Source organism: Streptomyces sp. NPDC058371 (assembly GCF_042723265.1).
In the GTDB taxonomy this organism is placed as follows: domain Bacteria; phylum Actinomycetota; class Actinomycetes; order Streptomycetales; family Streptomycetaceae; genus Streptomyces.
In genome coordinates, this window is record NZ_JBHXJC010000017.1 from 60,140 (window position 1) to 72,746 (window position 12,607).

Annotated in this window: 12 protein-coding genes and 1 pseudogene; 11 read left to right on the forward strand and 2 right to left on the reverse strand. The window is 69.0% G+C overall.

The features are described from left to right. Window positions 1–182 precede the first annotated feature (182 nt). The gene (locus tag ACFWM2_RS34715) at window positions 183–2,009 is read left to right on the forward strand and encodes a right-handed parallel beta-helix repeat-containing protein (RefSeq protein WP_383288302.1); all 1,827 of its coding nucleotides are present in this window, start codon (window positions 183–185) and stop codon (window positions 2,007–2,009) included. Window positions 2,010–2,154: 145 nt separating this feature from the next. Here the strand turns inward: ACFWM2_RS34715 and ACFWM2_RS34720 are convergent, their stop codons facing one another. Beyond that, complete coding sequence (locus ACFWM2_RS34720; protein WP_383288305.1) at window positions 2,155–3,573, reverse strand: CitMHS family transporter; 1,419 nt, start codon at window positions 3,571–3,573, stop codon at window positions 2,155–2,157. Between the two features lie 337 nt (window positions 3,574–3,910). Between ACFWM2_RS34720 and ACFWM2_RS34725 the strand changes: the two genes are divergently transcribed. The 10 genes and pseudogenes from ACFWM2_RS34725 to ACFWM2_RS34770 form a co-directional block, all read left to right on the forward strand. Beyond that, on the forward strand, window positions 3,911–4,618 hold the full coding sequence (locus ACFWM2_RS34725; RefSeq protein WP_383288308.1) for a GntR family transcriptional regulator: 708 nt from the start codon (window positions 3,911–3,913) through the stop codon (window positions 4,616–4,618). 59 nt (window positions 4,619–4,677) lie between these two features. Beyond that, on the forward strand, window positions 4,678–5,583 hold the full coding sequence (locus ACFWM2_RS34730; protein WP_383288311.1) for an oxaloacetate decarboxylase: 906 nt from the start codon (window positions 4,678–4,680) through the stop codon (window positions 5,581–5,583). A gap of 137 nt (window positions 5,584–5,720) precedes the next feature. Beyond that, window positions 5,721–7,163: a bifunctional 2-methylcitrate dehydratase/aconitate hydratase gene (locus tag ACFWM2_RS34735; RefSeq protein WP_383288314.1), complete on the forward strand. Its 1,443-nt coding sequence runs from the start codon at window positions 5,721–5,723 to the stop codon at window positions 7,161–7,163. 185 nt (window positions 7,164–7,348) lie between these two features. Beyond that, window positions 7,349–7,492, forward strand: a complete 144-nt coding sequence (locus tag ACFWM2_RS34740) for a hypothetical protein (protein WP_383288317.1) — start codon at window positions 7,349–7,351, stop codon at window positions 7,490–7,492. Further along, entirely contained in the window at window positions 7,470–7,607 is a 138-nt protein-coding gene (locus ACFWM2_RS34745) for a hypothetical protein (protein ID WP_383288320.1), read from the forward strand. The genes ACFWM2_RS34740 and ACFWM2_RS34745 overlap by 23 nt, the downstream gene beginning before the upstream one ends. Before the next feature lie 338 nt (window positions 7,608–7,945). Next, window positions 7,946–8,119 (forward strand): hypothetical protein, encoded by a 174-nt coding sequence (locus ACFWM2_RS34750; RefSeq protein WP_383288323.1) that lies wholly within the window; start codon window positions 7,946–7,948, stop codon window positions 8,117–8,119. 194 nt (window positions 8,120–8,313) lie between these two features. Then, window positions 8,314–8,904, forward strand: a complete 591-nt coding sequence (locus ACFWM2_RS34755) for a hypothetical protein (protein WP_383288325.1) — start codon at window positions 8,314–8,316, stop codon at window positions 8,902–8,904. Window positions 8,905–9,321: 417 nt separating this feature from the next. Further along, window positions 9,322–9,927 (forward strand): GPP34 family phosphoprotein, encoded by a 606-nt coding sequence (locus ACFWM2_RS34760; protein ID WP_383288328.1) that lies wholly within the window; start codon window positions 9,322–9,324, stop codon window positions 9,925–9,927. A gap of 218 nt (window positions 9,928–10,145) precedes the next feature. Further along, window positions 10,146–11,375: a low temperature requirement protein A gene (locus ACFWM2_RS34765; RefSeq protein WP_383288331.1), complete on the forward strand. Its 1,230-nt coding sequence runs from the start codon at window positions 10,146–10,148 to the stop codon at window positions 11,373–11,375. Window positions 11,376–11,423: 48 nt separating this feature from the next. Then, a pseudogene (locus ACFWM2_RS34770) lies at window positions 11,424–11,759 on the forward strand (DUF664 domain-containing protein); the annotation flags it as partial. 31 nt (window positions 11,760–11,790) lie between these two features. On the opposite strand, the gene ACFWM2_RS34775 reads toward ACFWM2_RS34770, so the two are convergent. Then, on the reverse strand, window positions 11,791–12,501 hold the full coding sequence (locus ACFWM2_RS34775; RefSeq protein WP_383288334.1) for an FAD binding domain-containing protein: 711 nt from the start codon (window positions 12,499–12,501) through the stop codon (window positions 11,791–11,793). Between the last annotated feature and the right edge of the window lie 106 nt (window positions 12,502–12,607).

Below are 12,607 nucleotides of genomic sequence, written 5' to 3' on the forward strand. Positions count from 1 at the left end.
GAACCGTCCGGTCTGAGGATCGGCTGCAAGGTCTCGTCCATTCCATTGACCAATAGGTCGGATCTATAGAGACTCTGCATTAGGTAATGGCCGAAAACTGGCGGCAATTCCGCTAATTCATTGGATGTTTCATGGCTCACAGATGCGCCGGAGGATCTATGTCTCGGTTCGTGGTTCTTGGGGTGGCAGTCGCGATGCTGGGCGGTGGTTTCAGCCCCGCCGTCGCGGCGCCCAAGGCGAAACCGGTGGTGGTCGACGTGACCGCCTACGGGGCCGACCCCACGGGGCGGAAGGACTCCACGCCCGCTGTCGCCGCCGCCCTCCGGCACGCCAAGCGTCTCGACCGGCCGGTCAGGATCTCCTTCGCGAAGGGCACCTACCAGCTGTACCCCGAGCGGGCCGAGACGCGTGAGCTGTACGTGTCCAACACCGTCGGCGCCGACCAGCGCTACCGGGACAAGAAGATCGGGCTGCTCGTCGAGGACATGCACGACGTCACCGTGGACGGCGGCGGGGCCAAGCTCGTCTACCACGGCCTGCAGACGGCGTTCGCGTCGATCCGCTCGACCAACGTGACGTTCCAGAACTTCTCGTTCGACTACGCCGCCCCCGAGGTCATCGACGCGACCGTCGCCACCACCGGTGTCGCCGACGGGCACGCCTACCGCGTCCTGTCGATCCCGGCCGGCAGTCCGTACCGGGTCAGCGGTACGCACATCAACTGGCTCGGCGAGACCAGTCCGGCCACCGGAGAGCCGTACTGGTCCGGCGTCGACGGGCTCCAGTACACGCAGATCCACGACCCCCAGGCGGAGCGCACCTGGCGCGGGGACAACCCGCTGTTCAACGACGTCGCATCGGTCACCGACCTCGGCGGCCGCCGGATCCGGATCGACTACACCACCGCGTCACAGCCGAAGGACGCCGGGCTCGTCTACCAGATGCGCCTCATCGAGCGGACGGAGCCCGGCGCCTTCATCTGGGAGTCGAAGAACGTCACGATGCGCTCGATGAACGCCTACTACCTGCAGTCCTTCGGCGTGGTGGGCCAGTTCAGCGAGAACATATCGATCGACAAGGTGAACTTCGCGCCCGATCCGAAGTCCGGCCGGTCGACGGCCTCGTTCGCGGACTTCGTGCAGATGTCCGGCGTCAAGGGCAAGGTGTCGATCACCCGGAACGTCTTCGACGGGCCGCACGACGACCCGATCAACATCCACGGCACCTACCTGGAGGTCGTCGGGAAGCCCGGCCCGTCCACCGTCACCCTCGCCTACGAACACCCGCAGACCGCCGGATTCCCGCAGTTCGCCCCGGGCGACAAGGTCGAGTTCGCCACCAAGCGCACGATGACGCCGCTCAAGGACGCGCACGCGGTGGTCACCGCGGTCGACGGGCCGAGCGGGATGGACCACAAGAAGCCGCTGACCACCATGACCGTCACCCTCGACCGGCCCCTGCCCGCCGGGGTCGAGATCGGCGGCACGGTCGCCGAGAACATCACGGCCACGCCCTCGGTCGTCATCTCCCACAACGTGTTCCGCAACGTCCCGACCCGCGGTGTGCTGGTCACCACCCGCAAGCCCGTCCTGATCACCGGCAACCGGTTCGACGGCATGTCGATGGCCAGCATCTACATCTCCGCCGACGCCTACCAGTGGTACGAGTCGGGTCCGGTCGACGACCTCACGATCCGCGGCAACTCCTTCACCAGGCCCAGCGGTCCGGTCATCTTCGTCGAGCCGACCAACCAGGTCATCGACCCGGCGGACCCGGTGCATCACAACATCGCGGTCGACGGCAACAAGTTCGACATCGGTGACGTCACGGTCGTGAACGCCAAGAGCGTCGGCGGATTCGGCTTCACCGGCAACACCGTCCGACGGCTGGACGGGGCGGACCAGCCGCCGTACACCTCGCCGCTGTTCGTCTTCCACGGCAGCTCCGACATCCGGATCGCCCGCAACCACTACGACAAGGGGCTGAACACGTCCGTGGTCGAGGACTAGGTGTGCTGTCCCGGCACGTTGGTGACACGCGTGCCGGGTGCCTGAACAGGTGAGGGCCTTCTGGGTTCGGTGATGACCAGTGGTGGCCGCACCCGTCCTGGCATCGGCTGCCTGGTACGGCTGTGGCGTGCGGCGGGTGGTCGTGTCAGCCGAGGGGGACAGCAGTGGTCAGGATGGCCACGGTGAGCATGACCAGGGAGACGACGGCGGCGCGCGACAGGGCAATTCTGTGGTGGTCGCCCAGGTTGACCTTGCTGAGTGAAACGAGCAGGAGCAGCGCCGGAACCAGGGGGCTCTGCAGGTGGACGGGCTGCCCGATGACTGCGGCGCGCGCCATGTCCACGGAGGGGACACCGTAGGTTCCCGCGGTCTCCGTGAGTACGGGCAGGACGCCGAAGTAGAAGGCGTCGTTGCTCATGAAGAAGGTCATGGGCATGCTGAGCAGCCCGGTGATCACGGGCAGGTGCGGGCCCATGCCGGCGGGGATGATCTGCACAAGGCCCTTCGATATGGCGTCGACCATTCCGGTCCCGTCGAGGACGCCGGTGAGGACTCCGGCCGCCATCACCATGGCGGTCACCGCGACGACGCTGGAGGCGTGCGCGCCGATCTGCCTCACCTGGTCCTCGGTCTTGCGGAAGTTCACCACGAGGGCGATGGCGCAGCCGACGATGAACAGCGCTGCGGCCGGGACGACGTCGGCGGTGAGCAGACCCATGATGGTTGCGGTGAGGGCGAGGTTGAACCAGACCAGGCGGGGACGCAGGGTGGCGCGGTCGGGGTCGAGTGCGGTGTGGGCGAGGTCGGGTATGAGTTCGACTTCGGGTCCGGGTCCGGCTTCGGGGGTTTGAGCCGTGCCGGATCCGTCCTCCTGGGAGACCTTGCCCGTGCCGGATCCGTCTCCTCGGGGGACGGTGACCGGGACGGCGGCGACCGGGGTGAGGGTCAGGGTGTGCAGCCGTCGGCGTTCGCGCAGGCCGAGCATCCAGGCGAGAGTGAGGACGGCTGCCAGGCCGGCGATCATCGAGGGGATCATCGGCACGAAGATGTCGGTCGGATCCAGGTTGAGGGCGCTGGCGGCGCGGACCGTGGGGCCGCCCCAGGGAACGATGTTGAGCGCGCCGTTGGCCAGGGCCGCGACGCAGGTGAGGATCACGGGACTCAGGCCCAGCCGGAGGTAGACGGGGAGCAGTGCCGCGGTGGTGACGATGAAGGTGGTTGATCCGTCGCCGTCGAGGGACACGGCACCGGCCAGGACGGCCGTTCCCAGGACCACTCTGGCGGGATCGTTCCCGACCCTGCGCAGGATCCACCTGATCAGGGGATCGAAAAGGCCGACGTCGATCATGATGCCGAAGTAGATGATGGCGAACATCAGCAGCGCGGCCGTGGGTGCCAGGGTCCCGATGGCTTTCATGATCATGTCGCCGAGTCCCATGCCGGCGCCGGCGAGCAGACCGAAGATCGTGGGCACCAGGATCAGCGCCGGTACAGGGGTGAGTCGCTTGCTCATGATCAGGAACATGAACGCCGCGATCATGAGTAGCCCAAGGGCGAAGAGCATCGTTGGTCTCCTGTCCTTCACACCCCCCGGAAAGGGGTGCGTGTATCCGTCACTGCATACAGCCGTGGATACATTTGTGGATGTGTCGCGCACCATACAGTCGCTCGATGACCCTTTTGCAAGAGGCGGAGCGTAGTTTCTCTGTTACGTAACGGCATGAAGGTGGACGGGTCTTCTCGCACCTAGGCCTGGTCGGCTCCGGCGTCGCTCCCCGTTTCACTGTGCAGTGAGATGTCGACGGCTCTGTATACCCAGACGGGATCTCTGTGTATACGATGAAGTGGAGCCACTGCGGTTCTCCAGCAGTCAGCGACAGGACAGGGGCGTGATTCGGACCATGCGGCAGAGCACACGGGTGTACGAACTGGTGCGGGAGGAGATCCTCGACTGGCGGCTCGCCCCGGGCACGGTGCTGACGGAGACCGACGTCGCCGAGCGCGTGGGTGCGTCGCGCACGCCCAGTCGTGAGGCGCTGGCCCGGCTGGTCCGTGAGGGTCTCGTACGGACGCTGCCGGGCCGCGGTGTCATGGTCACCGAGGTCAGCGTCGACGGTGTGGCGCAGCTGTTCCAGATGCGCGAGGCGCTGGAGACCTACGCCGCCCGACTGGCCGCTCGCAACGGCGATCCGGTGGTGTTCGGTGACCTCCTGACCCGGCTCCGAGAGGCGCGGGCAGACATGGAAGCCCGGTCCCGGCCCGGTGACGACTTCGCGGCGTACTACCTGCTCATCCAGGAGTTCGACGCCGCGGTCGAGCAGGCCACGGGCAACACCTATATGCGGGACGCACTGCACGACGTGCGCGGCCACCTGGTGCGGCTCCGCCGGCTGGCACGGCGCAGTCCCGCACGGATGCTGCAGGCCGCCGGCGAACACCTGGCGATCTGCGCGGCGATCCGGGACCGCGACGAGACCCTGGCGGCCCAGGCCGTGGCGGTGCACATCCACAACAGCCTGGACAACATCCTGACCGCACTGGTCTCCGAGGTCGCGGGCTCCGCCCTCATGGGCGCCTCCATCCCTCCCGGCCGTCCCTCGAACCTGTGATCGGCACATTCGACAGCCCCGGCGGCACGACCGCCGGGACGAACAGAAGCGGAGTTCCTGTGAGCGTCCCCGACCACGTCGTGACCACCACGACCCGGGCGCTGCGCACGCGGCTCGCCGAAGGACCCCTGCTGGTGGTCCCCGGGGCCGCCAACGCACTGGCCGCCCGGGTCATCGAGGACACCGGCTTCGAGGCCGTGTACGTCACCGGCGCCGGGATCGCCAACAGCTTCCTCGGCGTACCCGATATCGGCATGGTCACCCTGACCGAACTGGCCGCCCACGTCGAGGCGATCCGTGACGCCGTGGCGCTGCCGCTGATCGTGGACGCCGACACCGGGTTCGGCAACGCGCTGAACGTCCGGCGCACGATCACGGTGCTGGAGCGGGCCGGTGCCGACGCCGTACAACTGGAGGACCAGGTCTCGCCCAAGAAGTGCGGTCACTTCGAGGGGAAGCAGATCATCCCCGCGGCGGAGATGGTCCAGAAGATCCACGCGGCCACGGACGCGCGTACCAACAAGGACTTGGTGATCATCGCCCGCACCGACGCACGTGCGGTCGAGGGGTTCGAGGCGGCCGTCGACCGGGCGCGCCTCTACGCCGAGGCCGGCGCCGACGTCACGTTCCTCGAAGCCCCTCAGACCAGGCAGGAAGTGCTGGCGGTACCGGAACTGCTGACCGTCCCGCAGGTCGTCAACCTGGTCGAGGGCGGCAGAACACCCCAGTTGCCGCTGGAGGAACTGGCCCGGTTCCGCATCGCGCTCTTCGCCAATGTGGCACTCCAGGCATCGATCAAGGGGATGCAGCGGGCGCTGGGCGCGCTGCGGCAGACGGGAACCCTGGCCGCAGCCTCCGACGACATCGCTCCTTGGACCGAACGACAGCGCATCGTCCGCAAACCGGCCTACGACGCCCTCGAAAGCCACTACTCAGCCGGGAGTGCCGAGGCCCCGGCTTCCTGAGCTTCCGCCCGTCCCCCAGCGCCGCCTGAGCCGCGCCGCCCGCACGAACAGTGCACCGAAGCACGCCTGTCGACGGAAACCGGGGCCGCCCCACGCCCCCGCCCCCATCTCCGCCCCCCGAGCACAAAGGACATGCCATGTCTGCCGAGGCGAATGCCCGACCCGACTACGACCACCTGCTCACCGAGATCGCCGACTATGCCCACGGCGCCGTCATCGACCATGAGGCCGCCCTGCGCACCGCGCACCTCAGCCTCATTGACGCGCTCGGCTGCGGCATGCTCGCGCTGCGCCACCCCGAGTGCGTCAAGCTGCTGGGGCCGATCGTGCCGGGCACCGTCGTACCCGGCGGTGTCCCCGTTCCCGGCACGGCGCACGTCCTCGACCCGGTCAAAGCCGCCTTCGACATCGGCACGATGGTGCGCTGGCTCGACTACAACGACACCTGGCTCGCCGCGGAATGGGGCCACCCTTCCGACAACGTCGGCGCGATCCTCGCCGCAGCCGCTCACGCCACCACCCGCCGTGAGGCGACGGGACGGCCGCCGCTCACCGTGGGCGACGTTCTGACCGCCATGGTGAAGGCACACGAAATCCAGGGCGTCCTCGCCCTGGCGAACTCGTTCAACCGGGTCGGCCTGGACCATGTGCTGCTGGTCCGCGTGGCCTCGGCCGCTGTGGCCACCGCCCTCCTCGGCGGCGACCGCGACCAGGTCCGCGACGCCGTCTCCCACGCCTGGCTCGACGGGGGCGCGCTGCGCACCTACCGGCACGCTCCCAACACAGGCCCGCGCAAGTCCTGGGCTGCCGGCGACGCCACCTCCCGCGCACTGCGCCTCGCGCTGATCGTGCTGGCCGGTGAACCGGGCTATCCCTCTGCGCTCTCCGCACCGGTCTGGGGTTTCCACGACGTCCTGTTCGACGGCCGGGCGCTCACGTTGGAGAAGCCGCTCGGCTCCTACGTCATGGAAAACGTCCTGTTCAAGATCTCCTACCCCGCGGAGTTCCACGCACAGACCGCCGCCGAGGCCGCCGTCCGGCTTCACCCTCAGGTGGCGCACCGTATCGAGGAGATCGACCGGATCGAGATCACCACCCACGAGTCCGCGATCCGCATCATCAGCAAGGCCGGTCCCCTGCACAACCCCGCAGACCGCGACCACTGCCTGCAGTACATCGCCGCCATCGCCCTCCTGCGCGGAGGGCTGACCGCCGACGACTACGAGGACGACGCGGCAGCCGACCCTCGCATCGACATGCTGCGGGCGAAAACCGTCGTCCGCGAGGATCCCGGTTACAGCGCCGACTACCTGGACCCCGAGCACCGCTCGATCGCCAACGCGGTCCAGGTGTTCTTCACCGACGACACATCCACCGAACGCGTCGAAGTGCAGTACCCGCTCGGCCACCCGGCCCGCCGCTCCGAAGGCATTCCCCTGCTGAAAGAGAAGTTCACCGCCAACCTGCACGCGGTCTACCCCCGGCGACGCGCGGAACAGCTCAACACCCTGCTCACCGACTACCCGGCCATTACCACACTGACCGTCCCCGAACTCCTTGGGATGCTCGCCGCACCCTGAACCGTCCAAGAACGCGTTCCGCTCACTCACCCCGCACGGGCAAGAGAAGTCATGCACAGGCTGAGCAGTGGCTGCCGCAATGAACTGAGTTGCCGGTGGGTGGAGACGTACGCCCGGTTGAGTCGCGCGGTGTCCACGCGATCGCGGCCGAGTCGCGACGGCTGGGCATACCGTTCGCCGGGCGCGTGCCGGACTTTGTCCCCGTCACCGAGCCCAGTGATGCCGGTCTTGCCGGCGTCGAGCACCTCTTCGAGTTCTGGTACGACACCTCGGGGGACGAAGAGCGGCTGTGCCGGGAGATCGCCCGTGTCGGGCGTTCGTCGAGCTGATCGTGATGGGTCGGTCGACGAGGGCACGATGTGGGTGGCCGGGCTCGCCCTGACCGAGGTGACGGCCGAGGTGGAGGCACGGATCGGCGCGCTGGTGAAGCAGGCGGTGAGCTGAGCCGCGGCTGCTGAACGGGATGGGCCGACTTCGGCCCCACCGAGCCCGCTGAACGCGCTGGGCCTGTGGTCCCACCGAGTCCGCTGAGCAGGGTGGGCCGGTGGCCCCAAGGCGCACGCTGAGCAGGGTGGGCCTGTCGCCCCGAGTGAACAGCGGGGCCACGGCCCCCGGTGGATCACCACTCCTAGCGGAAAATCACCCGTCAAGGACCGCCGCCGGAAAGCGCTCCAGCGCGGCCTGCGCCAAGTCCGGCGGCACGGACAGGGTGTCGACCATCAGATAGCCACCCACGGGACACCTCCACCGGCCAGGTCGTCGTCAACCTCAACGACTGCCAGGTGGACCGCGATCAGCTCCGGATGCTCCGGCGACTGCATCCCCGTATCGACGTGGTGATGGCGCAGTTCTCCGGCGCGACCTGGTTTCCCTTCGCCTACTCCTTCCCCGAGCACGAGCAAGTCCCGGCGGCCGAGCGGAAGAAGGTCAATTCCATGCGCCGCTGGACCAGGTAGATGCAGGCGCTCGACCCGCGCACCGCGGTGGCGTTCGCCGGTCCGCCCGCGCTCCTCGACCCCGACCTGGCCCCGCACTTCTTCGCTCCCTCCTCCGTCTTCACCACACCGCCGCAGCTGCAGGCATGGCTGCGGGACGAACACGAGCAGCTCGCGGAGCGGACGGTGGCCCCCCTGCCCGCGACGAACTCGATGTGGTCACAGGCGAGTTGCAGGAGGATCCGCGGATCCACGCGGACTTCGACTGGGCGGACCTGCCGGAATACGTCGAGAAGTACGCCCGCCGCCGCGCTCCCGCGATCGCCGACGTGCTGGCCCGCCACCCGCAACCGCACCGCAGCCTCTACCCGGACTTCGAGGCGCACTTCACCGCACTGTTCGAGGCGGGCGAGAAGTTGTGCCGAGCCGTGGACGCGACGGTCGCCTTCGACATCGTCGGACCCGGCGGCGGCTTCTGGCTGGTCGACTTCCGTTCCCTGCGGGTGCGCGAGGGCAGCGCCTCCCAGGAGGACGCGCACGACTACCGGTTCACCCTCCAGTCGCGCTTCCTGCCGGCGATCATCGACGGCGACATGAGCTGGGAGGAGTTCTTCTTCTCCTTCCGCTTCAACGCCTGGCGCCCCGGTATCGCCGCCTACAACGAAGAGCTCATGTCGGTGCTGCGCTGCAGCGCACCCGACGACCTGGCCGAGTACCTGAACCAGCTGGACAGCGCGCGCGACCGCGAGCCCGGGACGTTCCGGCTGGAGACCGCCACGGGAGCCTTCATCGTGCCGGACACCTGACCCCACGTCGCCGCAGCGGTTCGCACCTGACGCAGAGGCTCGCGGCTGAGGTCGGGCCTTCGGGCGGCGGACGGGTCGTAGCCATCGTGCAGGCCTGCCGTAGGCACGCCCGCCGAACCCTGCCGCTGACAGGAGACCGCCGGCTGTGCCCGCGAGGCAGAGCCAAGTGGGACTTCGCCGCCCTCCAAGACCTCCGCGTACTCGGCGGCGGGACTCCCGAAGGCCCCCCGGATCACCCCACTGAGGGGACGGAAGGCCGCCGGGATACGGGACGCGGGACAGGGGCCGTGCGCACGAACCGGGAGTTTGGGATGCAACCGGAGTCCCCGCTCCGTAAGCTCGGTCACGGATACCGCCGCTGGACAAGGCGCACGAGGCCGCTCGCCACCAGCGCCTTGAGGTGAGGTGGAGCCGTTCATGAGCACGCCACGGGACCTGTTGATCACCGCCATGGACCAGGAAGCCGGTCGCACTCTCGACCGAGGCGACCTGTCGCTCGCTCTCGCGGGGGCCGAGCTCATCGACCTCCTGGACGCCGGAGCCATCGCCTTGGACGGCGATCGCATCGTGCCGAGCGAGGGGCGAGCCGTAGGCGACCGGGTGTTGGACGAGGCTGCCGCGTCGCTGGTGCGACAAGCGCCGTACGAGACAGTGGACGACTGGCTGTGGCGCAGAGGCCGCGACCTGTCCGCGGTCTATGAGTCCGCCCTTGAAGCGGACGGCCAGCTCGCTCAGGAACGCCGCCGCTGGATGTTCTTCCAGCCGGGTCGTGCGGTCCTGGTGGATACGCCTGCCCGACGTGAAGCGTCGAATCGCTTGGCGGCGGAGGAACCCGTGCTCACCACATTGGCGGCCGCCGCCGGGTTCGCCGACGAGCCGACCGGGGACTCGACAGGTCTGTTCGATTCCTCGGTGGAGACGGTGCTCGGCACCGTCAATGACGCGGTGAGGAACCTGGAGGCCGAACGGCAGCGTCGCTCCATCGAAGGGGCGGCCTTCGACAACATCTGGCGGGGCCAGTAGCGACCGACCGCAGGTGACGCAGCGGGCATCCGACCGGGCTCCACGGCCGGCGTGCGAGGAGCCGGCCTCGGCCCGCGCCCCGAGTGGTCCCGCCCGCAAACCGAAGGCCCCCGCGCGAACACCGAGCGGCCTCGACAGCGCCTGCCCGCACGCCGGACGGCCCCGCCTGCGGCATTGTGGAGCGAGCGAGGGACCGGCGAACGAAAGGCGCGCTTGTGATGAGCGAGGACGGCCGCACGTACGGGGTGGGTCACGGTCGCGCGATCCGGCCCCTCGTACGGATGACGGCCCGGCAGCCCGATGAGGCGCACCGCGCGTCCACGCCCCTGGAGCTGCTGTTCGACCTCTGCTTCGTGGTGGCCGTGGCGCGAGCCGGCGGCCGGCTGGTGCATGCCGTGGCCGAGGGCGATCCCGGTCACGGCCTGGCCGGCTATCTGTTCGTCTTCTTCGCGCTGTGGTGGGCCTGGGTGAACTTCACCTGGTTCGCATCCGCCTACGACTGCGACGACGTCCCCTACCGTCTGGCGACATTGGTCCAGATGGCCGGCGTACTGGTGATGGCCGCGGGAATCCCCGCCGCGTTCGACGACGCCAACTACACGGTCGCCGTCATCGGCTACCTGATCATGCGCGTCGCCCTGACCGCCCAGTGGCTGCGCGCCGCGCACGGGGAGTCCGGGCCGGCCAGGTCCACAGCCCTCCGCTACGCGGCCGGACTCGTCGTCGTTCAGGCGGGCTGGATCGTCATGATTCTGCTGCCGGACGACGCGTGGCTGTGGGGATTCTTCCCGCTGCTCGTCGGCGAACTGGCCGTTCCCGCGTTCGCGGAGCGCCGGCACCCCACCAGCTGGCATCCCCATCACATCGCCGAACGCTACGGGCTGTTCACCATCATCATGCTCGGCGAGACCATCGCCGCCGCGACCGTGGCCGTGCAGTCGGCTCTCGACGACGATGAAGCCCTGGGGGAACTCCTCCCGATCGCCGCCGGCGGCCTGGTCATCGTCTTCGCCGTGTACTGGATCTACTTCGCCGTGCCCATCCACGAGTACCTGGTCTCCAGTCGGCAGGCGTTTCTGTGGGGGTACGCCCACTACGTGATCCTGGGCTCGGCGGCCGCCATCGGAGCCGGTCTGGAGATCGCCGTGGAACAGGCCACCCACCATGCCCACCTCTCGGCACGCGCGGCGGCACTCGCCGTCACCCTGCCCACCGCGCTGTTCATGGTCTCCGTGTGGGCGGTGCACGCCCGGCACTTCAAACGGGACAGGGTCGAAAACCTCGTCCTGCCCGTCGGCGCCGTCACCGTCATGATCACCACGCTCGCCGGACACTGGGCCACCCCGCTGGCAGGGATCGCCTGCGCCGCCACGGTCGCCGTCGGCATCACTCTGGCGGCCCGCTCGCTTCCCCAGGGCGGGTCGACCGGCCGCTCAGCCGCGAGCTGAAGGACGCGCCGGTGCGTCGGTCACCGCGGCGGCCGCTGCATGCGCGCACCGGCGGGCCAGGTGTGCGAAGGCGTCCTTGACGGCACCGCCCGCGTGACCCCGCAGTGGGCCATCGACCACCGGAACAACTTCCGGGTGCTGCCCGGCGAGACGCCGGCCGGGATCGTCGCGCACTGCGAACAGGTTGCCGCCCGAAGCGAGAAGGTCATCGCCTCCGTACCCGACCTGTCGACGACGCACCCCCTGCCGGAGGCACCCTGGCACGAGCCCGGAGCCGTACGCAGCGTGCGCCGGGTAATCACCCACGTCATCGCCGAGACAGCCCAGCACGCCGGCCACGCGGACATCCTCCGCGAGACCCTCGACGGCCAGACCTCAACCTGACCGGAACCGGACCTCGCACGTATCAAAGCCGCTAGCGGGGCACGACGTCGGTGACCTGTTGGCGGACGGCGTCCCAGGCCGTGGAGTGAAGTGCGCCGATGGCAGTCGTACGCAGGCAGTCGAGGACCTGTTCGGGGCCGGCGTCGCACCCCGCGCTCTCGGTGAGCACCTCGTAGCCGTCGCGGACGGCGACACTAAGGAGGGTTCCACCGTCGTCGGCGGCGTGCACCGCGGCGGCGACGACGAGCGGCGGCGGACCACCCGCCTCGCCCGCCAGCTTGCGGTAGCCGCTCGCGATCGGGTCGCGCCAGCGGAGGCTGAGCAGCAGGTGGCTCTTGGCCAGGACCTCGGCCAGGTCGGTCTCGTAGACGCTGTCCGGTGCCAGGACCCTTGCGCGGGCACCGAGTACGAGCGCCGCGGGCAACAGGCAGCGCAGCGTGCTCCCGACGATGTTGCCGCCGACCGTGGCCGTGCGGCGCACGGCTCCGGTCCCCACGGTGGCAGCCGCCCGGCGCAGAACCTCCGGCACGCGGTCGTCGATCCGGTGGAGCACCACGGCGGAGCCGAGCGCCTCGCGCTCGATCACATTGGCGTCCGGCAGATCACGCAGCGACATGGCGTGCTCAGGGAAGCCGTCCCGCTGCCAGGTGGCCCAGATCAGCGTCGCTCCTCCTATCGGCACCGCACCCTCGGCCATACATTCCTGTGCCTCGGAAACGGACGTGGGTAGACGCAACAGCACAGCAGCCGACCTGCTTTCCGGAAAACTCGCGGCGGGGCATGCCTGCACACCTCGGCCCCATGACCCTGGACGTGGCGCATTTTCCTCGGGCACGCGGGGGCGCGTA

Bases quoted from the DNA above. Each gene is read 5' to 3' on its own strand.
- ACFWM2_RS34720 (WP_383288305.1), bottom strand. From the start codon at position 3,573: ATGCTCTTCGCCCTTGGGCTACTCATGATCGCGGCGTTCATGTTCCTG.
- ACFWM2_RS34725 (WP_383288308.1), top strand. From the start codon at position 3,911: ATGCGGCAGAGCACACGGGTGTACGAACTGGTGCGGGAGGAGATCCTC.
- ACFWM2_RS34735 (WP_383288314.1), top strand. From the start codon at position 5,721: ATGTCTGCCGAGGCGAATGCCCGACCCGACTACGACCACCTGCTCACC.
- ACFWM2_RS34760 (WP_383288328.1), top strand. From the start codon at position 9,322: ATGAGCACGCCACGGGACCTGTTGATCACCGCCATGGACCAGGAAGCC.
- ACFWM2_RS34765 (WP_383288331.1), top strand. From the start codon at position 10,146: ATGAGCGAGGACGGCCGCACGTACGGGGTGGGTCACGGTCGCGCGATC.